The following is a 20,740-nucleotide window of genomic DNA, read 5'->3' as shown; positions in this document are numbered from 1 at the left end:
GTGACCAGAGGTGACCGGCTGAACCAGGGGGTGGGTCGCTGTCGGATGGATCGGCGCCCGGGGACCCGCAGAGAGCAGGCGTCGTTGCCTGCGGTGCCTACGGCTCATGCCCGGCGGCAAAGGAAACGAAACCACCGGGTAACGGCTACTTATGTGTAGCCCTGCATAGGGTCTCATTTTACGGCCGCGCGGCCCGTTCCGCCCAGTGGGCGGCCCCAAGACGTACGTCACACGGGTTGCCGCACCGTTAAGCCGGTCGGACGGTCCCGTTACACCGCCCGACCGTGCCCAGCGTCAGCCGACCGCCACGCCGAACAGGCTGCCGAGCCCGTACGTGAGGGCCGCCGCCGCGCCACCGAGGGCGAGCTGCCGCAGCCCGCTGAACCACCAGCTGCGGGCCGTCACCCGGGCCACCACCGCGCCGCAGCCGAAGAGACCGGCCAGGGCGAGGAGCACCGAGGGCCACAGGGCGCTCGCGCCGAGGAGGTAGGGCAGCACGGGCAGCAGGGCGCCGAGTGCGAAGGCTCCGAAGGAGGAGACGGCGGCGACGAGCGGGGAGGGCAGGTCGTTCGGGTCGATGCCGAGCTCTTCGCGGGCGTGGATCTCCAGCGCCTGCTCCGGGTCGCGCGAGAGCTGCCGGGCGACCTCGCCGGCCAGCGGGGCGTCGACGCCCCGGGCTTCGTAGAGGGCGGCGAGCTCGGCCATCTCGTCCTTGGGGTGCTTACGCAGCTCCCGGCGCTCGACGGCCAGCTCGGCCTCGACCAGCTCGCGCTGGGAGGCGACGGAGGTGTACTCGCCCGCCGCCATGGAGAACGCTCCTGCGGCCAGGCCCGCGAGACCGGTGATCACGATGGTCTGCTGGGAGACCGCACCGCCCGCGACACCGGTCATCAGGGCGAGGTTGGAGACCAGACCGTCCATGGCGCCGAAGACGGCGGGGCGCAGCCAGCCGCCGTTCACATCCCGGTGGGTGTGGTTGTCCCGGTGCGCCTCGTGCAGTACGGCGTCGGTCTCGATGATGGCCACGGCTTGCGTCTCCCCTGCTCCCCCGGCGGGCTGTCACCCCCACCGAGCGGTATCCGTACAACTTTCGACAAAGTCCAAAGTACGCCGTCCGGGCGACCTCCGCCACCAAGGCAGGCCTGGCTTACCACCCCTCTGACCTGCAAAGAAAGGACAGGCTCAGCTTTCCTGGCCGTCATCCGACCGGCCCCTTTATGCCCCCGCCCGGCCTCCGGCCGTCCTCCGCGTGGCACAGATGCGGACAGAGCCCGGACCCGGACTCGGAATCGAGCTCGGCTCCGGACTCAGGATCGAGCTCGCCCGACGAGCGAAAGGTGACGCGATGGACACGGCCGTCGGCAAGGAACGGGCCAGGGGTGCGCTGCTGGGTCTTGCGGTCGGGGACGCGCTCGGCGCCCCGGCGGAGAATCTGCGGCCCTCGGAGATCCGCCGCCGGTGGGGGCGGATCGAGGGGTTCGTGAGCGAGGATCCGGCCGGCACCGACGACACGGAGTACGCGATCTTCTCCGGGCTGCTGCTCGCCCGGCACGGCTCCGCGCTCACCGTCTCCCATGTGGAGCGGGCCTGGCACCACTGGATCGCCGATCTGGACGAGGGGCCGTTCCGGGGGGCCGGGTTCAGTGAGCGCGGCACCCTGGAGAACCTGCGCCGGGGCCTCGCGGCACCGATCTCGGCCCAGCACCGGCACGCCTGGAGCGACGGTCTCGCGATGCGCGCGGCCCCCTTCGGGGTGTTCGCGGCGGGACGCCCGGCCGAGGCGGCCCGGCTGGTGGCGGTGGACGGCCGGGTGAGCCACGAGGGCGAGGGGATCTACGGGGGCCAGGCGGTGGCTGCCGGGGTCGCCGCCGCGATGGTCGGCGCGGGCCTCGCCTCGGTGATCGCGGCCGCGCTGTCGGTGGTCCCGATGGACTCCTGGACGGCCCGCTCGCTGCGCCGCGCGGTGGCGGCGGCCCAGCGCCCGTACCCGGACCGGCTCACGATGGAGCGGGCGGTGCGTTCGGCGGTGGTGATCGGCGGCTACCCGTGGACGGACCTCGCGCCGGAGGCGGTGGGCCTGGCGTTCGGGGCGTTCACGGCGGCGCGCGGCGACTTCCGTACGGCGGTGCTGACGGCCGTGAACATGGGGCGCGACGCCGATACGACGGCGGCGGTGGCGGGGTCCCTGGCCGGGGCGCTGCACGGGGCGGGCGCGATCCCGCCGGAGTGGGCGGCGGCGATCGGGCCGGTGCGGGGCAGTTGCCTGCCCTCGATGCGCGGCTACCACGTGCTGGACATCGCGGACCTTCTGACGCCGGAGGGCCAGGACGCCACGGAGGACCCGGAAGGCCCGGACAGCACGGAGGGCCCTGGGACCACGGACAGCGCGGACAGCGCGGACAGCGTTCAGGAGCGCGGCGGCGGGCGTGAGCCTTCCGCCGTACGGGACATGGCGTCCGTGTCCGCGTCCGCGTCCTTCGAGCCCGTACGGGAGGACCGGCGATGACGACCCGACGCGCAACCACCACGGAGGAACCGGTGGCGGCCACTGCACACGGACGGGCCGACCCGGCCGCTGTCCCAGGGGCCACCGCCCCCGCCCCATCCCGCCGCGCCCGGATCGAGGGCCTGCTGCTCGGCCTCGCCTCCGGGGACGCCGCCGGGTGGCCGGCGGCCCGGCACCGGGCGGCCCGGATGCCCGAGTGGACCCGGCGGCTCACCCGGGAGCTGGACACCTTCGCCGAGCAGAACGCCACCACCACGCTCCCGGTGCCCATCGCCCTCAACCAGCCGCCCGAGCCACTGCGGCTCGGCCCGTCCGACGACGCCGAGTGGGCCGCGTTCGCCGCCCGTACGGTGCTGGCGGCGGCCGACGACGCGGACGGCCTCTCCCCCGGCCGCCACATGCGGGACGCGGTGGACCGGGCCTGGAACGCGCTGGCCGCCACCGTCGCCGCCGCCAGTGCCCGGGCCCCCGAGGTGGAGGCGGCGGTGCTCCCGCTGCGGGCCCGGATCTCGGTGCGGGCCGGGCTCGGCAACCTGGCCGCCGGGCTGCGGCCGCCCGCCACCGGGCACGACAACCCGCACTACTTCGACGACGCCGCCTGTGTACGGGCCGCCGTGCTCGCCGTGGCACATCCGGGCGACCCGGAGGAGGCGGCGGCGCTCGCGGAGTTCGACGCCCGCTACACCCAGGACGGCGACGGGGTGCACGGGGCGCGGGCCATGGCCGCCGCCATCGCCGTGGCGCTGGCGGGGGCGAACGTGGACACGGTGGTGAACGCGGCCCTCGCCCAGCTCCCCGAGGGCACCGAGATCGCCCGCAACGCCGCACACGCGGTCCGCCTCGCCCGGGAGTTCGCGGACGAGCCCGCGGGGGCATTCGCCCTGGTCCCGGTCCTGGAGCACCAGATCGTGGACCACGTCTACAGCTACGGGATCGCGGCGGCCGAGACCGTGCCCGTCGCCCTGGCCCTCACCACCGCCGCCCGGGGCGAGATCGCCCAGGCGATCCCGGCCGCCGCCTGTCTGTCCCGGGTCGCGGACTCCGCGCCCGCCCTGGCCGGGGCGCTGACCGGGGCGATCGGCTCCGTCACCTCCGTACCGGCGGGCTGGCGCGAGGCGTGCCGGACACTCGCGGGCTGTGCGCTGCCCCGGCTCGCGGGCACGGATCTGGTCGAACTCGCCGGGCTGCTGGCAGCCACGGAACCGGCCACCCCGGGTGGACAATTCCGATATGACGCCCACAACGGCCACGGCAGCCGAGCCCGCCCCCGCCCCCTCGACACCGCACTCCCCTCCCGGCCTCGATGAACGCGTCGCCCGGGCCCTCGTCGGCGCCGCCGTCGGGGACGCCCTCGGCGGCCCGGTCGAGGGCTGGACCCCCGAGCAGATCGCCGAGCGGCACGGCGGCCGGGTGACCGGGATCGTCGGCCCCTGGCACGGCGAGAACTGGCGCACCGCGCGCCCCATCGCCCCTTACCACAAGGGCGACGGGCACGTCACCGACGACACCCTGATGACCCACGCCCTGGTCCGGGTCTACGACCGCGTCCGCGACCACCTCGACGCGTACGCCGTCGCCGACCACCTCGTAGCGGATCTGCTCTCCCCCCGCTGGATCCCGGAGCTGGAGGCCGAGGCGCTGCCGCTCCAGCGGATCTTCCTGGCGGAGAAGTGGATCGTGGCCCGGCTGCACTACGGGCACGTCGACCCGCGCGAGGCCGGTGCGGGCAACATCGTCAACTGCGGGGCGGCGATGTACATGGCCCCGGTCGGCCTGGTCAACGCCGGGCACCCGGAGGCCGCGTACGCCGAGGCGCTGGAGATCGCCGCACCCCACCAGTCCTCCTACGGGCGGGAGGCCGCCGGGGTCTTCGCGGCCGCCGTCGCCGCCGCCTGCCACCCGGGCGCGACCCCCGACGGGGTGATCGGCGCCGCCCTCGCCCTGGCGAAGGACGGCACCCGGTCCGCGATCGAGGAGGTCTGCGAAGTCGCCTCGCACCACGACGACTTCGAGTCCGCGCTCGCCCCGCTGCGTGCCGCCGTGGAGCCGTTCGACACCGTCGGCCCCGACTACCGCTCCCCCTCGCTCGGCGCCCGCCGCCCCTCCCGGCTGCACGCCATCGAGGAACTGCCCATCGCGCTCGGCATGTTGCTGGTCGGGGGCGGCGACTACCGGCGTACGGTGCTCGGTTCGGTCAACTACGGCCGGGACTGCGACTCCATCGCCACGATGGGCGGCGCGATCGCGGGCGCTCTGGGCAGTGAGGTCCCGGCGGACTGGGCGGCCACGGTCGCGGAGGCGAGCCGGCTGGACCTGCACGCCCCGGCCCGGACGCTGGCGCGCGTGGCCCGGGAGGTCTTCGCCCGGGACCTGGAGCGCCGCCGGTCCCACGAAGAGGCGTTCGCCGCGCTGGCGGGTACGCGGTGAACGTCCGCCTGACCTGGGTGCAGCCCGAGGATCTGGTCGGGCACGAGCTGCGGCAGGCCGCGCAGGACGGCCGGGACGCCCGGGAGATCGAGGAGCGGTGGTACGCGGCCGGGGGCGCGCCCGCCCCGGACCGCGCGGGTGCGTCCGAGCCGCCCGCGTCGCCGCGCCTGCGCGAAATGGCCGGGCAGCTCCTCGACGAACTCGCCCTGCTGGAGTCGCCGTTGGCCGCCGACGAGCCCACCGGACTGGCCGAGATCGTGGCCGCCTGCCCGCACTGGCCCGGCCCACCCGACGCCACAGCCACCGTCGGCCGGGACCGGCTGCACGCCGCCTGGCTGGGCCGGGCGGCGGGCTGCCTGCTCGGGAAGCCCGTGGAGAAGCTGCCACTGACCGGCATCCGCGCCCTCGCCCGCGCGGCCGGCAACTGGCCCCTGGCCACCTGGTTCACCGAACACGGGGTGCCCCCGGAACTGCTCGCCGCCCACCCCTGGAACCGCCGCTCGGCCCCCACGTCCCTGGCCGAGAACATCGACGGCATGCCGGAGGACGACGACCTCAACTACCCGATCCTCACGCTGCTGTTGCTCCAGCGGCACGGCCGCACCTTCACCACGGCCGACCTGGCCCGGCTCTGGCTCGACGAACTCCCGGCGGGCCGCACCTTCACCGCCGAGCGGATCGCGTACGGCAATCTCCTCGCGGGCGTCGAGCCCCCGGGGACGGCCCGCCGCCGCAACCCGTTCCGTGAGTGGATCGGCGCCCAGATCCGGGCCGACGTGCACGGCTGGACCCACCCCGGCGACCCGGCCGGGGCCGCCGCACAGGCCCACCGCGACGCGGTCCTCACCCATACCGCCAACGGGGTCTACGGCGCGATGTTCACGGCGGCGGCGCTCGCTGTGGCGGCGGGCGGGGAGAGCGATGTGCACGGCTGCCTGGCCGCCGGGCTGCGGGTGGTGCCGCCGCACTCGCGGTACGCGCGCGCGGTCCGGCTCGGGGTCGAAACAGCGCGCACGGAGGGGGAGTTCGACGCGGTGGTGGACCGGCTGCACGCCGCGTACGACAGCACCCACCACTGGGTGCATGTGCTGCCCAACGCCGCGCTGCTCGCCGCCGCCCTCACCCACGCCGACGGCGACTTCACCCGGTCGATCGGGTGCGCGGTCTCCGGCGGCTGGGACACCGACTCCAACGGGGCAACCGCAGGCTCTCTCGCCGGACTCCTCGCGGGCGCCCCGACCGCCCTGCCCGACCACTGGACGGCCCCGCTGAAGAACCGCCTCGCCACCTCCGTACCCGGCTTCGACCGGACCGGCTTCGACACCCTCGCCGCACTGACCCATCAGGAGGCTCTGCGCCCATGACCCGTATCGCGGTGCTCGGCAGCACCAACATGGACCTCGTCGCCTACACCGCCCGCGCCCCGGAACGCGGGGAGACCGTCACCGGCCGGGAGTTCCGGACGATCCCCGGCGGCAAGGGCGCCAACCAGGCCGTCGCCGCCGCCCGCGCGGGCGGGGAGGTGACGATGATCGGCGCGGTCGGCGACGACGTGTACGGCACACAGTTGCGCGAAGGCCTCGAACACGCCGGGGTCGACACCGACCTGCTGCACACCGCCGAGTGCCCCAGCGGCACCGCGCACATCGTGGTGGACGACTCCGGGTCCAACGCCATCGTGGTGATCCCCGGCGCCAACGGCGTCGTCACCGCGATCGGCCCCGGGGAGATCGCGGCGATCGCCGCCGCCGACCTGCTGCTGATGCAGCTCGAACTCCCGCTCTCCGCCGTCGTGGAGGGCGCCCGCGCGGCCCGGTCCCAGGGCGTACGGACCATCCTCACCCCCTCCCCCGTACAGCCACTGCCCGACGAACTCTGGGACCACATCGACCTGTTGATCCCCAACGAGCACGAGGCCGCCGAGCTCTCCGGGCAGGCGGAGCCGCATGCGGCGGCGCAGATCCTGCTGCGGCAGGTGCCCGAGGTGATCATCACGCTCGGTGCGAAGGGGTCCCTGTACGCGGCCCGGGGCGGCGAGCCGGTGCTGTTCGCGGCGCCCGAGGTGAACGCCGTCGACACGACCGGGGCCGGGGACACCTTCGTCGGGGCGCTGGCGGTGGCGCTCGGTGAGGGGAGGCCGGTGGCGAAGGCGCTGGCCTTCGCCTCGTCGGCCGCCGCGCTCTGCGTCCAGAAGCCCGGCGCCTCCACGTCCATGCCGTACCGCAGCGAGATCGAGGCAGCATGACCAGCACGGAAGCCGGACCCCTGACCGGGCTGAAGGTCATCGACCTCGCCACCCTCTTCGCCGGACCGCTCGCCGCCACCATGCTCGGGGACTTCGGCGCCGATGTGATCAAGGTCGAGCACCCCCGTAAACCGGACCCCTCGCGCGGGCACGGACCCGCCAAGGACGGCATCGGCCTGTGGTGGAAGATGCTCGGCCGCAACAAGCGCACCCTCACCCTGGATCTGTCCGCGCCCGGCGGCCGGGACGTGTTGCTCCAGCTGGCCGCCGAGACCGATGTGATCATCGAGAACTTCCGGCCCGGGACCCTGGAGCGCTGGGGTCTGGGCCCCGAGGAGCTGCACGCCGTCAACCCGCGGCTGGTGCTGGCGCGGGTCACCGGCTTCGGCCAGTTCGGCCCGTACGCGCACCGCCCCGGGTTCGGCACGCTGGCCGAGGCGATGAGCGGGTTCGCGGCGATCACCGGGGAGCCGGACGGGCCGCCGACGCTGCCCCCGTTCGGGCTCGCGGACTCCATCGCGGCGCTGGCCACGGCGTACGCGGTGATGGCCGCGCTCGCCGGGCGGGAGAAGACGGGCGAGGGGCAGGTGGTGGACCTGGCGATCATCGAGCCGATCCTCACCGTGCTGGGCCCGCAGCCGCTCTGGTACGACCAGCTCGGTTACGTCCAGCCGCGCACCGGCAACCGCTCCCGCAACAACGCCCCGCGCAACACCTACCGCACCGCCGACGGCCACTGGGTCGCGGTCTCCACCTCCGCGCAGTCCGTCGCGGAGCGGGTGATGCGCCTGGTCGGCCGCCCGGACCTGATCGACGAGCCCTGGTTCGGCGCGGGCACCACCCGGGCCGAGCACACCGAGGAACTGGACGGGGCGGTCGGCCACTGGATCTCCCGGCACAGCCGTGAGGAAGTCCTCAACGGCTTCGAGAAGGCGGAGGCGGCCGTGGCTCCCATCCATGACGTACGGGAGGTGATGGAGGACCCGCAGTACCGGGCCCTGGGCACCCTCGCCGAGGTCGACGACCCGGAGCTGGGCCCGCTGCGGATGCAGAACGTCCTCTTCCGCCTCTCGGAGACCCCGGGCGGTATCCGGTGGGCGGGGCGCCCGCACGGTGCGGACACCGAGGAGATCCTGGGCGGGCTCGGCCTCTCGGAGACCCGGATCGCGTCGCTGCGTGACCAGGGGGCGCTGTGACCGGCCGGCCGATCCCGGGCCCGCCGCTGCCGGAGGGACCGCCTCCGCCGGTCGGCCGACCGCCGCTCACCTGGCTGTACGTCCCCGGGGACCGGCCGGAGGTGGTGGCCAAGGCGCTCGGCTGCGGGGCGGACGTGGTGATCGTCGACCTGGAGGACGCGGTCGCCCCCGACCGCAAGGAGTACGCGCGCACGGCCACCGCCGAACTCCTCGCCGACCCGGTGACCGCCGCCTCCGATGCCGTACCGGTCCATGTCCGGGTGCACGGCGAGGACGACATCCGGGCGCTGATGGAACTCCCGGGCCTCTCCGGCTTTCGGCTGCCCAAGATCACCCATGCCGTCTCCGTTCACCATGTGGCGGCCGTGGCCCCCGGCGTACCGCTCTACCCGCTGCTGGAGTCGGCGCTCGCCCTGGAGCACGCGTACTCGATCGCCTCGGCCGACCCCGCCGTCCGGGGCATCGCGCTGGGCGAGGCGGACCTGCGGGCCGATCTCGGCGTACGGGAGGACTTCGGGCTCGACTGGTCGCGCAGCCGGCTCGTGGTGGCGGCCCGGGCGGCCGCGCTGCCACCGCCCGCCCAGTCGGTGTTCCCGGACGTCCGCGACCTGGACGGGCTGTGGACCTCGTGCGTACGGGGGCGGGGGCTCGGGCTGCTGGGCCGGGCGGCGATCCATCCGCGTCAGCTGGAGGTGATCGAGCGGGCGTTCCGGCCGACGGACCGGGAGATCGAGGCGGCCGAGGAGATCGTCGCGGCGTCGGTGGTGGAGGCGGGGGCGCTGGCGCTGCCGGACGGCCGGTTCGTGGACGCGGCGGTGGTGGCCTCGGCCCGCCGCACACTGGCGATCGCCGGGCGGACCTGAGGTTTCTCAGGTCCGCCCGGCGATCGGGGGAGTGCGGGTGCGCCGTGCTGCAGGGCGCGAGCGGTCAGCTCTTGTCGGCTGCCTCGGGGGCGGCGCCCTCGGCCGGGGTGTCGTCGGCCGAGGTGCCCGGGGCGTCGGTGTCCGCCGTGTCCTTCTTCAGCGGGTCGCCGTCCTTCCCGGTGGCGTCCGTGCCGTCCGCGTCGTCCTTCTTCGCGGCCTTCGCGGCCTCGGCGTCCTTGTCCGGTTCCACGATCTCCTCGCGGCCCGGGCGGAGCTTCGCGGAGATCACGATGTGGACGACTGCGAGGACGAAGACGATGATCGCGGTCCACACGTTCAGCCGCAGGCCGAGGATGTGGTGGGCCTCGTCGACCCGCATGTACTCGATCCAGCCGCGACCCGCGCAGTAGGCGGCGACGTACAGCGCGAACGCCCGTCCGTGGCCGAGCCGGAAGCGGCGGTCGGCCCAGATGACCAGCAGCGCGACGCCGATGCACCAGAGCGACTCGTAGAGGAAGGTCGGGTGGTACGTCCCGGCGACCCGGTTCGGGCCCTCGCTGATCTCCAGCGCCCAGGGCAGGTCGGTCGGCTTGCCGTACAGCTCCTGGTTGAACCAGTTGCCCCAGCGGCCGATGGCCTGGGCGATGGCGATACCGGGGGCCAGCGCGTCCGCCCAGGCGGACAGCGGGATGCCCCGGCGGCGGCAGCCGATCCAGGCGCCGACGGCACCGAAGGCGATCGCGCCCCAGATACCGAGGCCGCCCTCCCAGATCTTGAAGGCGTCGACCCAGTTCTGGCCGTCGCTGAAGTAGAGCTGGTAGTCGGTGATCACGTGGTAGAGCCGGCCGCCGACGAGACCGAAGGGCACGGCCCAGACGGCGATGTCGGCGACGGTGCCGGCTTTGCCGCCACGGGCGACCCAGCGCTTGTTGCCGATCCAGACGGCGACGAAGACACCGATGATGATGCAGAACGCGTAGCCGCGCAGCGGGATCGGGCCGAGCTCGATCACGCCGGTCGACGGGCTGGGAATGGAGGCAAGGTTCATGACGGGGTCGACGCTACCCTGCCGGGCGGTGGGTACGGCAAGCCGCCCGGCAACGTCTGGGTAACGAGGGCACGGTCACGGGCCCCTGCACCCGCCCTTTCCGGGACTTCCCCGGACCCCGTCAGGAAGCGGGCGCGGACGGGGTGGCGGTACCCGGCTTCTTGCCCTTGTTGGCCTCCAGGACCCACTTCTTCAGATTCTCCACGGAGATCTGCTCGTCGCCCTTCTTCGGGAAGATCGACTCGCCGTTGAGCAGCGCGGTCGGGGTGCCCTGGAAGCCGCCCTCGCGGAACGCCGTGTCGGACTTCTGGACCCAGCTGTCGTGCTCGCCGCCCTCCACACAGCTGCGGAATCCCGGCGTGTCGAGCCCCTCGACCTCCCCGGCCAGCTCGATCAGCCGGCTGTTCTTGGCGAAGGCGTCGTCGGGCTCGGGAGGCTGGTTGCGGAAGAGGACGTCGTGGTACGGGGCGAACTTGCCGACGTCCTGGGCGCAGGCGGCGGCGTTGGCGGCGCGCAGCGACCCCTTGCCGCCGAGGTTGCCGTCGATGATCGTGGCCAGGTGGTAGTCCACCTTGAGCTGCCCCGCCTCCACCAGCTCCGTGATGGTGTCCCGGAAGGCGTTCTCGAACTGGGCGCAGACCGGGCAGCGGAAGTCCTCCCAGATCGTGAGCGTGGACGGGGCGTCGGAGGCGCCGACCGGGAGGGTCAGGGAGTCCTCGCCGGTCGCTCCGGACGGGGTGATGGCGGGCCCGGAAGCGCTGTCGCCGCCGCTGTCCTTGCCCACGTTGGCCGCGATCAGGCCGACCACGGCGGCCAGCGCCAGGACGCCGACCACGGCCGAGGAGACGATCAGCGTACGGCGGCGCTTCTCGCGGCCCTTCTCCCGCTCGCGCTGCTGGGCCAGGCGCTCACGCGCACTTCGGTTTCCCTCAGGAATCTTGTCGCTCACACCCGCAGCAACGAACCGGGGAGGCACGTACGCGCCTCCCCGGCCCATATTCCACCCATTCAGGTGACTTCGAGGGTCACCGCTTTCGAACGCCCTGCGCCAGCTCGCCCGCCAGCGAGCGGACGGCGTCGAGACCGGCGGCCTCGTCGGGGGCGTCCAGCATGGCCTTGACGAAGGCCGAGCCGACGATGACGCCGTCGGCGAATCCGGCGACCTCGGCGGCCTGCCCGGCGTTGGAGACGCCGAGGCCGACACAGACCGGCAGGTCGGTGGTGGCGCGGGTGCGTCCCACCAGCTCCTGGGCCTGGGCGCCGACGGAGGCGCGGGTGCCGGTGACACCCATCAGGGAGGCCGCGTAGACGAAGCCGCTGCCCGCTGCCGTGATGGTGGCGAGGCGGGCGTCCTGGCTGCTGGGGGCGACGACGAACACGGTGGCGAGGCCGTGCTTGTCGGCGTGCTCGCGCCACAGCGCGGACTCCTGGACCGGCAGGTCGGGCAGGATGCACCCGGCGCCGCCCGCCTCGGCCAGTTCGGCGGTGAAGCGCTCGACGCCGTACCGGTCGATGGGGTTCCAGTACGTCATGACCAGGATCGGGACCCCGGTGGCCTCGTACGCCTCGCGGACCGTACGCATCACGTCGGCGATGCGGACGCCGCCGCGCAGGGCGATGTCGTCGGCGGTCTGGATGACCGGCCCGTCGAGGACCGGGTCGCTGTGCGGGAGCCCGACCTCCACCACGTCGGCGCCGCCCGCGATGACGGCCTTGACCGCCTCGATGCCGCCGTCGACGGTCGGGAAGCCGGCCGGCAGGTAGGCGATGAGCGCCGCCCGGTCCTCGGCCCTGGCGGCGGCGAGGGTGGTGTTCAACAGCTCGATGTTGCCGCTCACTTGGCGTCCCCCTCGATCTCGGCGCGGTCGCTGTCCGCGTCCGCCTCGACGGCGGCGTCGGTGTCGTAGAGCCCGAAGTAGCGGGCGGCGGTGTCCATGTCCTTGTCGCCGCGCCCGGACAGGTTGATGAGGATCAGCCCGTCCTTGCCCAGCTCCTTCCCGAGGTCCAGCGCACCGGCGAGCGCGTGGGCGCTCTCGATGGCCGGGATGATGCCCTCGGTGCGGGAGAGCAGGCGCAGGGCCTGCATGGCCGCCTCGTCGGTGACCGCGCGGTACTCGCCGCGGCCGATGTCCTTGAGGTAGGAGTGCTCCGGGCCGATGCCCGGGTAGTCCAGCCCCGCCGAGATCGAGTACGGCTCGGTGATCTGGCCCTCGTCGTCCTGGAGGACGTAGGAGCGCGAGCCGTGCAGGATGCCGGGCTCGCCCGCGGTCAGGGTCGCCGCGTGCTCACCGGTCTCCACACCGTGCCCGGCCGGCTCGCAGCCCACCAGGCGGACCCCGGCGTCCGGGATGAAGGCGTGGAAGAGGCCGATGGCGTTGGAGCCGCCGCCGACGCAGGCGACCGCCGCGTCCGGGAGGCGGCCGGCGCGCTCCAGGAGCTGGCGGCGGGCCTCGACGCCGATGACCCGGTGGAAGTCGCGGACCATCGCCGGGAAGGGGTGCGGGCCCGCGACCGTACCGAAGAGGTAGTGCGTACGGTCCACGTTGGCGACCCAGTCGCGGAACGCCTCGTTGATGGCGTCCTTCAGGGTCCGCGAGCCGGACTTCACGGCGACGACCTCGGCGCCGAGCATCCGCATCCGCGCCACGTTCAGCGCCTGGCGCTCGGTGTCGATCTCGCCCATGTAGATGGTGCAGTCGAGGCCGAAGAGGGCGCAGGCGGTCGCGGTGGCGACGCCGTGCTGACCGGCTCCGGTCTCCGCGATGACGCGGGTCTTGCCCATGCGCTTGGTGAGGAGCGCCTGGCCCAGCACATTGTTGATCTTGTGCGAGCCGGTGTGGTTCAGGTCCTCGCGCTTGAGGAAGATCCGGGCACCGCCCGCGTGCTCGGCGAAGCGCGGGACCTCGGTCAGCGCGCTGGGCCGGCCGGTGTAGTTGACCATGAGCTCGTTGAGCTCGGCGGCGAAGGCCGGGTCCGACTTGGCCTTGTCGTACTCGACGGCGACCTCGTCCACGGCGGCGACGAGCGCCTCCGGGATGAACTTGCCGCCGTAGGCGCCGAAGTAGCCCTCGGCGCTGGGGATCAGACCCTCGGGGTCCGGGATGAAGAATTCGGACGTCATGGGACGTGCTCCTTGGCATGGCAACGGGTGGGTTCACCGTATGCGCCGAGAGCGGAGCGCCACCGGGACCGGCATGCGGTCGCGGCGGTGCGGTCGTACGTACGAGGAGAAGGGGGTGGTGCGGTACGTCGGCCGGGGCTCGCCTACAGCGCGGACCCCGGGCGCCATCGCATCCCGTTCACCTGGCCGGGCTCGTCACCGATCACGTACCGCACCCGCCGGCCGTGCACACGCCGGGCGGGGGCGCGGCAGCCACGGGGGCGGCAGCCGCGCGCCAGCGGGGCGTGCGGATCCCGGGCCGGGGCCCCGGCGGAGCGCAGGCCCGGCCGGGTGCGGGGCACGGGACGGTCGGTCATGGTCGTCGGTCTCCCGGTCAGCCGCGGCCGTGGCGGAGCGCCGGGTGGGCGCCCGCGGCGACCAGGTCGGCGACGGCGGCGCGCGGGTCGCGGCCGGTGACCAGGGACTCGCCGACCAGGACGGCGTCGGCGCCGGCGTTGGCGTACGCGATCAGGTCGTGCGGGCCCCGGACGCCGGACTCGGCGACCTTGACGATGTGGTCGGGGATCTCGGGGGCGACGCGCTCGAAGGTGGAGCGGTCGACCTTGAGGTCCTTGAGGTTGCGCGCGTTGACACCGATGATCTTCGCTCCGGCGTCCACGGCCCGCTCCGCCTCCTCCTCGTCGTGCGCCTCGACGAGCGGGGTGAGCCCGATCGACTCGGCGCGCTCGATCAGGGAGACGAGGGCCTCCTGGTCGAGGGCGGCGACGATCAGCAGGGCGAGGTCGGCGCCGTACGCCCGGGCCTCCCACAGCTGGTAAGAGGTGACGATGAAGTCCTTGCGGAGGATCGGGGTGTCGACCTTGGCGCGGACGGCCTCCAGGTCGGCGAGCGAGCCGCCGAAGCGGCGCTCCTCGGTGAGGACCGAGATGACGGACGCGCCGCCCGCCTCGTAGTCCGCGGCGAGCGCGGCGGGGTCCGCGATGGCCGCAAGGGCCCCCTTGGACGGGGACGAGCGCTTGACCTCGCAGATGACGGTGACGCCCTCGCCGCGCAGGGCGGCGACTCCGTCCTTGGCCTGGGGAGCGCGGGCCGCGCGCTCCTTCAGCTCGTCGAGGCTGACGCGCGTCTGCCGCTCCGCGAGGTCGGCGCGAACGCCGTCGATGATCTCGTCGAGCACACTCACGCGAGCGGCCCCCTTCCGGAACGGTTGACGGTGAACAGGATCAGCCATACCGATGGTATCCGCAGGAGGCCCCGGGGCCCGCATCAGGCCACGCCGCATCCCACTACCTGGGCGTTCAGGGCGCCAGCGCCGAGCCGAACGGCAGATTCCGGACGACGGTGAAGATCAGGAGCAGCGCCCCGATGCCCCACCACCAGGCGGGGGCCAGGCTGATCCGCAGCGGCCGACCGCGCCAGGCCCGGACCAGCCAGAGGCCCCAGACGGCGGCGAAGAGGACGTACCCGGCGGTGGCGACGGCGTTGGCGGAGAGGGCCGCGCCGAGATCACCGTGGATGAACGCGTGGGCGCTGCGCAGGCCGCCGCAGCCGGGGCAGAACACGCCGGTCAGCTTGAGCAGCGGGCAGACGGGGTAGTGGCCGGGCTCGTTGGGGTCGACGGTGCCGACGTATGCGAAGGCGGCTGTGACGGCGGCGAGGATGCCGAGGGGGGTGGCGAGTCGGCCCAACCAGCCCGTCCGGCGTTTGAGGACGGAAACGTGGCCGTGGGGGCCGGGCACCTGCGAGGGCCCCTCGCCCGAGGGGCCTGTGAGCGCCGGGCCCACCCCGGCGAGGGCTCCGTCCCCAGACGCCGGACGGGCTGGGGTGGCGAGGGTCTCGTCCCCGGACACCGGGCCGGCTGGGGTGGCGAGGGTCTCGTCCCCGGGAGACGGACCGGCTGAAATGGGCCGGGCCATGTCCGGGGTCGGGCAGACCGTCAGCGGCATGTTCCAGGGGCCGACGCCCTGTGGTGCGGCTTCCTGGCGGCCCTGGTCGGCGGGACCGGGACCCGCCCCCGGGGTCGGGTCGGAGTTCGGGGGCTGGGCGGCGGCGGGGGTCGGGGTGGCGTCCACCCGGTGATTGTCCCCGCTCATAGGGAAAGGCGCAGCCCTGGTGGGGCTGCGCCTCGCTGCGTGTCGGCCGCGCGGGTCAGTGGGAGACCTGCGCCTCTCCGGCGCGCGCCCGGGCCTCCACCAGCTCGGAGGACTCCTTCGGCATGCCGAGACCGGCCAGCTTCATGGCGTAACCGACGATGCCACCGGCGAAGATGACGGCGATACCGGCCCAGAAGCCGAGCGGGTTGGCCGCGACCATGAAGACGCCTGCGACGCAGAAGCCGATAAAGGCGATGATGACACCGGTCCAGGCGGCCGGGGTGTGTCCGTGGCTCGTGCCCGCCATGAGTTGCTCCTTGTTGGTGTTGCGCTGGGGGTATCGCTGCAGCTGTCGCTCGGGGGACGGCTCGCCTCCATTGTCCCGTACGGGACGGGGGGAGGTGAGCGGGGGGTCACCCCTCGCTCGTCGGGTCCTCGCCCCGGTCCAGGGCCTTCCACAGCTCCTCGGGGCGGTCCGGGTCGGGGGCGGTGCGGGGCGCCTTGCGGGGGCGCGGGGTGCCGTCGCGCTCGTACCGTCCCGACATCGTGGGCCAGCGGCTGCCGAAACGCAGGGCGAGCACCCCGGCGAGCAGGATCAGCAGGCCCCCGGCGGCGGTGACGTACGGCCAGGCGGTGTGGGTGAGGGCGTCGATGGTGGCCGCCGCGTCACCGGTGGTGCGGGCGGCCTCCTCGTCGAGGGCAGTGCTGTCGGACGCGCCCGCCCAGGCGCTGAGCCCGGCCCCGAGGCCGCTGAGCGCGAGCAGGGCGGCGACGACGCGGCGGCCCGCGCCACGGACGGCGAAGACGGCGACGAGGGCGGCCAGGCCGACGATCGCGAGGGCGGCCGGGGCGCCGGTGACGTCCTGGCCGTCGGCGGTCAGCGGCAGGGCGCCGCCGCCGGTTGCCGCCCTGCCCTCGGCCCAGACCTGGCCGGAGGCCAGGAGGACGACGGTGGCACCGACCGCGCCCAGGAGCAGCCCGGCCGCGAGCGACCGGCGGCCGCCCGTGGAGTCGGACACGGAACCGGAAGGCACGTCGGACACGGAACTGGGCGTCGCGTCCGGCGCGGAACCGGAAGGCGCGTCGGGCGCGGCGCCGGAGGCGGCGGTTCGGGCACGGGGCTGGGGTACGGGGACAGCACTCACGTCGTCCACTATCCCTTACGGCCTCAGCGGTCGTGGAGGCGGTTGGCGGTATGGACGGCGCGCAGCACGGCGGCGGCCTTGTTGCGGCACTCGTTGTCCTCCGCGACCGGGTCCGAGTCCGCCACGACGCCCGCCCCGGCCTGCACGTACGCGGTGCCGTCGCGGAGCAGGGCGGTGCGGATGGCGATGGCGGTGTCGGAGTCCCCGGCGAAGTCGAGATAGCCGACGCAGCCCCCGTACAGACCGCGGCGGCTCGGCTCCAGCTCCTCGATGATCTGCATGGCGCGGGGCTTGGGGGCGCCGGAGAGGGTGCCCGCGGGGAAGCAGGCGGTGAGGACGTCGAAGGCGGTGCGGTCCTCGGTGACGCGGCCGGTGACGGTGGAGACGATGTGCATCACGTGGGAGTACCGCTCGATCGACATGAAGTCGACGACCTCCACACTGCCCGGCTCGCAGACCCGCCCCAGGTCGTTGCGGCCGAGGTCGACGAGCATCAGGTGCTCGGCGCGCTCCTTGGGGTCGGCGAGCAGCTCCTCGGCGAGCGCCTGGTCCTCCTGCGGGGTGGCGCCGCGGTGCCGGGTGCCGGCGATCGGGTGGACCATCGCGCGGCCGTCCTCGACCTTGACGAGGGCCTCGGGGCTTGAGCCGACGACGTCGAACCCGTCGAAGCGGAAGAGGTACATGTACGGGGACGGGTTGGTGGCCCGCAGCACCCGGTAGACGTCCAGGGCGCTCGCGGTGCACGGGGTCTCGAAGCGCTGGGAGGGCACGACCTGGAAGGCCTCCCCGGCGCGGATGCGCTCCTTGATGTCCTCCACGGCGACCTGGTAGGCCTCGCCGCCCCAGAGCGCGGTGCACGGCGGCAGCTCGGACGGGGGCAGGACGGCCGGGGCGTTCTCGACCGGGCGGCGCAGGTCCTGCTCCATGGCGTCCAGGCGGGCGACGGCGTCCGTGTAGGCCTCGTCGACCCCGGTGGAGAGGTCGTTGTGGTTGATCGCGTTGGCGATCAGCAGGACGGTGCCGTTCTGGTGGTCGAGGACGGCGAGGTCCGAGGTGAGCAGCATGGTCAGCTCGGGGAGCTTCAGGTCGTCGCCACCGTGCTCGCCGATCTTCTCCAGGCGGCGTACGACGTCGTAGCCGAGGTAGCCGACCATCCCGCCGGTGAAGGGGGGAAGGCCCGCGTCGCCGACCAGGTCGCGGGGGGTGTGCAGGGTCTCGACGGTGGCGCGCAGGGCGTCCAGCGGGTCGCCGTCGACCGGGACGCCGACGGGCGGGGTGCCGAGCCAGTGGGCCGCGCCGTCGCGGGCGGTGAGGGTGGCGTCGCTGCGGACGCCGATGAAGGAGTAGCGCGACCAGGTCCGGCCGTTCTCCGCGGATTCCAGCAGGAAGGTGCCGGTGCGCTCCGCGGCGAGCTTGCGGTACAGGCCGACCGGGGTGTCGCCGTCCGCGAGGAGGCGGCGGCTGACGGGGACGACGCGCCGGTCGACGGCCAGCTTGCGGAAGGTGTCGAGATCCATGGCCGGTGACCTTACTGGTCGAGAAGGGAGAGGACGTCGGCGTCGAAGCAGGTGCGGTCGCCCGTGTGGCAGGCGGCGCCGGTCTGGTCGACCTTGACCAGCACGGTGTCGGCGTCGCAGTCCAGGGCGACGGACTTCACCCGCTGGATGTGGCCGGAGGTGTCGCCCTTGACCCAGTACTCCTGGCGGCTGCGCGACCAGTAGGTGCAGCGGCCCGTGGTGAGGGTGCGGTGCAGCGCCTCGTCGTCCATCCAGCCGAGCATCAGCACCTCGCCGGTGTCGTACTGCTGGGCGATGGCCGGGACCAGACCGTCGGCGCCGCGCTTGAGGCGGGCGGCGATCGCGGGGTCGAGGCTGCTGGAGGGCGGCGTGGGGCCGGGCGTGCTGGTCATGGACCCATTGTGCCGTGGTGACGGGCGCTTTCCGGGCGGACGTCCACTGGGCGGACCCCGGGTGACGGCCGTACGCTGGCGGGCATGTCGACCCATGCGAAGCGTGAACGTCTTCTGCTCGCCGATCTGTTGGAGGCGGCCGGTCCCGAGGCCCTGACCCTGTGCGAGGGGTGGAAGACCCGTGATCTGGCCGCCCATGTGGTGGTCCGTGAACGCCGCGCCGACGCGGCGGGCGGGCTGGTGATCGGCGCTCTGAAGAACCGGCTGGAGCGGGTGCAGGCCGAGTTCGCGGCGAAGCCGTACGAGGAGCTGATCCAGCTGATCCGTACGGGCCCGCCGCGGTTCTCGCCGATGTCCCTCAAACAGATCGACGAGGCGGCGAACACCGTCGAGTTCTTCGTCCACGCGGAGGACGTGCGCCGGGCCCAGCCGGACTGGTCGCGGCGTGAGCTGGACCCGGTCTTCGCCGATGTGCTCTGGTCGCGCACCGAGAAGACGGCCCGGCTGCTGGGGCGCCGGTCCCCGGTGGGGCTGGTGCTGCGCCGCCCGGACGGCCGGACGGCGGTGGCCCACAAGGGCACCCCGGTGGTGACGGTGACCGGGGAGCCCTCCGAGCTGCTGCTGTTCGCGTTCGGCCGGCAGGACGGGGCGGACGTCCAGGTGGAGGGCGACAAGGACGCGGTGGAGCGGCTGAACCGGGCCGAGCTGGGGATGTAGCCGAGCTGGGGATGTAGCTGCTTCTACGTTCCCAGCAGCCGCCGGGCCGCCAGGGCGAGGGAGACCTCGACCGCGTCCCGGGGGCGGGTGAGGCAGCGGCCCGTGAGCTGTTCGAAGCGGCGCAGCCGGTTGAGGACGGTGTTGCGGTGGCAGTAGAGCCGCGCGCCCGCCCGCTGCGCCGATCCGTCCGCGTCCAGCCAGGCCGTCAGGGTCTCCAGGATGACGTCCCGGTCCGAGGGGTCGAGCCGGTCCAGCGGCCCCAGCACCCGGTCGGCGAGCGCGGAGCCGAGGGCCGGGGAGGTGACGACGAGGGCGTCGGGGAGGTGCTCGTCGAGCAGGACCGTGCCGCCGGACGCGGGACAGGCGCGCAGGGCGGTCTCCGCCAGCCGCCGGGCGTCGCCGAGCGCGGCCAGGCCCTCGACGGCGGAGCCGATCCCGGCCCGGGTTCCGGCGGGGGCGTCCAGGGCGGCGGCGATGGCGTGCAGCTCGCCGGGGTCACCGGGGCCGCGCGTGAGCCGGAGGATGGCGAACTCTGCGTCGGGGCCGGTGTGCCAGAGGGGGGCGGTGCCCGGAATCGCGCCCGGCAGCGGGGCGGTGTCCGGCCGCGTGTGGGGCAGGCCGTCCGGTCCCGACTGCCCGTGCGGAGCCGCGCCTGGCAGCGCGGCCGGCAGGTTCAGCGATGGCCGGGTGGGCCCCGGCCGCTGCGGCCCGCGCGGTGCGGAGGCCACCGCGAGTACGGCGTACCGCCCCTGTTCCGGCAGGCCGAGCATGGCCGCCGCCTCGCAGAGGTCCGCGATCCGGGCGGTCCCGTCGAGCAGCGCCGCGATCATCAGCCGCTGCTGGTTCTCGCGCCGCCAGGACAGCCGCCGCTCGGCCTGCCGGTAGGCGTCGCCGACGATCCCGCAGTGCTCGTCGACGAAGTTCCACACGTCGGCGGCGACATGGACGAGCAGCCGTACGTCGTCGGGGTCGCGGCGGGCCGTCTCGTCCACGAGGTCCTGCCAGACCATCGCGCCGCCCATCCGGAAGGCGTGCAGGACGGCGTCGAGCGGTACGCCCTGTTCGGCGCGGATCTCGCCGATCCGGCGGGAGGTGCGGTGGGCGGCCTCGCGGAACTCCCGGGGCTGGATCAGCGAGCCGACGTTGTGCCGCAGGGAGTGGTGGACCTCCTGCCAGATCTCGGCCCGGTCCGACTCGATCGCCGCCCGGTAGCCGGGCTCCTGCTCGTACAGGGCCTCGACGAGCCGGTCGGTGAGGACCGGGAGCGACGCGACGAGGACCCGGGCGGCCCGGTGCAGCACCTCGACGGCGTCGCGGTCGGCCAGGGAACGGAAGCGCTGGGGCAACGGCGACGCGGGGTGGGTGCCGTGCAGCACCGCGATCCGCGGACGTACGACCTGTGGCATGGCGGCCTCCACCGGGAATCGGCCGGCTGCGCGATCGGCCGGCTCGGAGCACCCGGCCCGGCAG

Annotated in this window: 21 protein-coding genes; 8 read left to right on the top strand and 13 right to left on the bottom strand. The window is 74.0% G+C overall.

The window, feature by feature from the left end; translation table 11 throughout:
* Nucleotides 1-294: 294 nt before the first annotated feature.
* Entirely contained in the window at nt 295-1,026 is a 732-nt protein-coding gene (locus ACK8N7_RS28350) for a VIT1/CCC1 transporter family protein (RefSeq protein WP_403208997.1), read from the bottom strand.
* Nucleotides 1,027-1,345: 319 nt separating this feature from the next.
* On the opposite strand from ACK8N7_RS28350, the gene ACK8N7_RS28345 reads away from it, so the two are divergent.
* Genes ACK8N7_RS28345 through ACK8N7_RS28315 form a run of 7 tightly spaced genes read left to right on the top strand, consistent with a single transcriptional unit; the run spans nt 1,346 to nt 9,237 of the window.
* Nucleotides 1,346-2,506, top strand: a complete 1,161-nt coding sequence (locus ACK8N7_RS28345; protein ID WP_500444468.1) for an ADP-ribosylglycohydrolase family protein — start codon at nt 1,346-1,348, stop codon at nt 2,504-2,506.
* The gene (locus ACK8N7_RS28340) at nt 2,503-3,813 is read left to right on the top strand and encodes an ADP-ribosylglycohydrolase family protein (protein ID WP_403208993.1); all 1,311 of its coding nucleotides are present in this window, start codon (nt 2,503-2,505) and stop codon (nt 3,811-3,813) included. Before ACK8N7_RS28345 ends, ACK8N7_RS28340 begins: the two co-directional genes overlap by 4 nt.
* Nucleotides 3,737-4,933, top strand: a complete 1,197-nt coding sequence (locus ACK8N7_RS28335; RefSeq protein ID WP_500444467.1) for an ADP-ribosylglycohydrolase family protein — start codon at nt 3,737-3,739, stop codon at nt 4,931-4,933. The genes ACK8N7_RS28340 and ACK8N7_RS28335 overlap by 77 nt, the downstream gene beginning before the upstream one ends.
* Nucleotides 4,930-6,297: an ADP-ribosylglycohydrolase family protein gene (locus ACK8N7_RS28330; RefSeq protein WP_500444466.1), complete on the top strand. Its 1,368-nt coding sequence runs from the start codon at nt 4,930-4,932 to the stop codon at nt 6,295-6,297. Before ACK8N7_RS28335 ends, ACK8N7_RS28330 begins: the two co-directional genes overlap by 4 nt.
* Nucleotides 6,294-7,178: a ribokinase gene (gene rbsK, locus ACK8N7_RS28325; RefSeq protein WP_403208987.1), complete on the top strand. Its 885-nt coding sequence runs from the start codon at nt 6,294-6,296 to the stop codon at nt 7,176-7,178. The genes ACK8N7_RS28330 and rbsK overlap by 4 nt, the downstream gene beginning before the upstream one ends.
* Nucleotides 7,175-8,374 (top strand): CaiB/BaiF CoA transferase family protein, encoded by a 1,200-nt coding sequence (locus tag ACK8N7_RS28320; protein ID WP_403208985.1) that lies wholly within the window; start codon nt 7,175-7,177, stop codon nt 8,372-8,374. Before rbsK ends, ACK8N7_RS28320 begins: the two co-directional genes overlap by 4 nt.
* Nucleotides 8,371-9,237, top strand: a complete 867-nt coding sequence (locus ACK8N7_RS28315) for an HpcH/HpaI aldolase/citrate lyase family protein (protein ID WP_403208983.1) — start codon at nt 8,371-8,373, stop codon at nt 9,235-9,237. The genes ACK8N7_RS28320 and ACK8N7_RS28315 overlap by 4 nt, the downstream gene beginning before the upstream one ends.
* 64 nt (nt 9,238-9,301) lie before the next feature.
* Here the strand turns inward: ACK8N7_RS28315 and lgt are convergent, their stop codons facing one another.
* From lgt to hisI, 11 genes are all read right to left on the bottom strand, one after another.
* Nucleotides 9,302-10,285 (bottom strand): prolipoprotein diacylglyceryl transferase, encoded by a 984-nt coding sequence (lgt, locus tag ACK8N7_RS28310; RefSeq protein WP_500444465.1) that lies wholly within the window; start codon nt 10,283-10,285, stop codon nt 9,302-9,304.
* A 121-nt stretch (nt 10,286-10,406) separates the two neighbouring features.
* A complete protein-coding gene (locus ACK8N7_RS28305; protein ID WP_500444464.1) occupies nt 10,407-11,234 on the bottom strand; it encodes a DsbA family protein in 828 nt (275 codons plus the stop codon).
* Nucleotides 11,235-11,310: 76 nt separating this feature from the next.
* Nucleotides 11,311-12,123 (bottom strand): tryptophan synthase subunit alpha, encoded by an 813-nt coding sequence (trpA, locus tag ACK8N7_RS28300; protein WP_031122029.1) that lies wholly within the window; start codon nt 12,121-12,123, stop codon nt 11,311-11,313.
* Nucleotides 12,120-13,406, bottom strand: coding sequence for a tryptophan synthase subunit beta (gene trpB / locus ACK8N7_RS28295; RefSeq protein WP_403208977.1), 1,287 nt, complete (start codon nt 13,404-13,406; stop codon nt 12,120-12,122). Before trpB ends, trpA begins: the two co-directional genes overlap by 4 nt.
* Before the next feature lie 143 nt (nt 13,407-13,549).
* On the bottom strand, nt 13,550-13,762 hold the full coding sequence (gene trpM / locus ACK8N7_RS28290; protein ID WP_319340544.1) for a tryptophan biosynthesis modulator TrpM: 213 nt from the start codon (nt 13,760-13,762) through the stop codon (nt 13,550-13,552).
* Between the two features lie 17 nt (nt 13,763-13,779).
* Nucleotides 13,780-14,589, bottom strand: coding sequence for an indole-3-glycerol phosphate synthase TrpC (trpC, locus tag ACK8N7_RS28285; RefSeq protein ID WP_265602195.1), 810 nt, complete (start codon nt 14,587-14,589; stop codon nt 13,780-13,782).
* A gap of 115 nt (nt 14,590-14,704) precedes the next feature.
* Entirely contained in the window at nt 14,705-15,190 is a 486-nt protein-coding gene (locus ACK8N7_RS28280; RefSeq protein ID WP_500445862.1) for a DUF2752 domain-containing protein, read from the bottom strand.
* Nucleotides 15,191-15,554: 364 nt separating this feature from the next.
* Complete coding sequence (locus ACK8N7_RS28275; protein ID WP_015607951.1) at nt 15,555-15,806, bottom strand: HGxxPAAW family protein; 252 nt, start codon at nt 15,804-15,806, stop codon at nt 15,555-15,557.
* A gap of 106 nt (nt 15,807-15,912) precedes the next feature.
* Complete coding sequence (locus tag ACK8N7_RS28270; protein WP_500444463.1) at nt 15,913-16,653, bottom strand: TIGR02234 family membrane protein; 741 nt, start codon at nt 16,651-16,653, stop codon at nt 15,913-15,915.
* 14 nt (nt 16,654-16,667) lie between these two features.
* Nucleotides 16,668-18,161, bottom strand: a complete 1,494-nt coding sequence (locus ACK8N7_RS28265; RefSeq protein ID WP_500444462.1) for an anthranilate synthase component I — start codon at nt 18,159-18,161, stop codon at nt 16,668-16,670.
* Nucleotides 18,162-18,172: 11 nt separating this feature from the next.
* Nucleotides 18,173-18,553 carry a phosphoribosyl-AMP cyclohydrolase gene (gene hisI, locus ACK8N7_RS28260; RefSeq protein ID WP_403208971.1) on the bottom strand — a complete coding sequence of 127 codons (381 nt, stop codon included), beginning with the start codon at nt 18,551-18,553 and terminating at the stop codon, nt 18,173-18,175.
* Between the two features lie 84 nt (nt 18,554-18,637).
* On the opposite strand from hisI, the gene ACK8N7_RS28255 reads away from it, so the two are divergent.
* Entirely contained in the window at nt 18,638-19,270 is a 633-nt protein-coding gene (locus tag ACK8N7_RS28255; protein WP_403208969.1) for a TIGR03085 family metal-binding protein, read from the top strand.
* Nucleotides 19,271-19,293: 23 nt separating this feature from the next.
* Here ACK8N7_RS28255 and ACK8N7_RS28250 read toward each other — a convergent pair whose 3' ends face one another.
* The gene (locus tag ACK8N7_RS28250) at nt 19,294-20,676 is read right to left on the bottom strand and encodes a PucR family transcriptional regulator (protein ID WP_500444461.1); all 1,383 of its coding nucleotides are present in this window, start codon (nt 20,674-20,676) and stop codon (nt 19,294-19,296) included.
* Nucleotides 20,677-20,740: the final 64 nt, after the last annotated feature.

The sequence above is a fragment of the Streptomyces griseobrunneus genome (assembly GCF_046713465.1).
Classification (GTDB): domain Bacteria; phylum Actinomycetota; class Actinomycetes; order Streptomycetales; family Streptomycetaceae; genus Streptomyces; species Streptomyces microflavus.
This window is presented reverse-complemented; position numbering and strand designations above follow the sequence as displayed.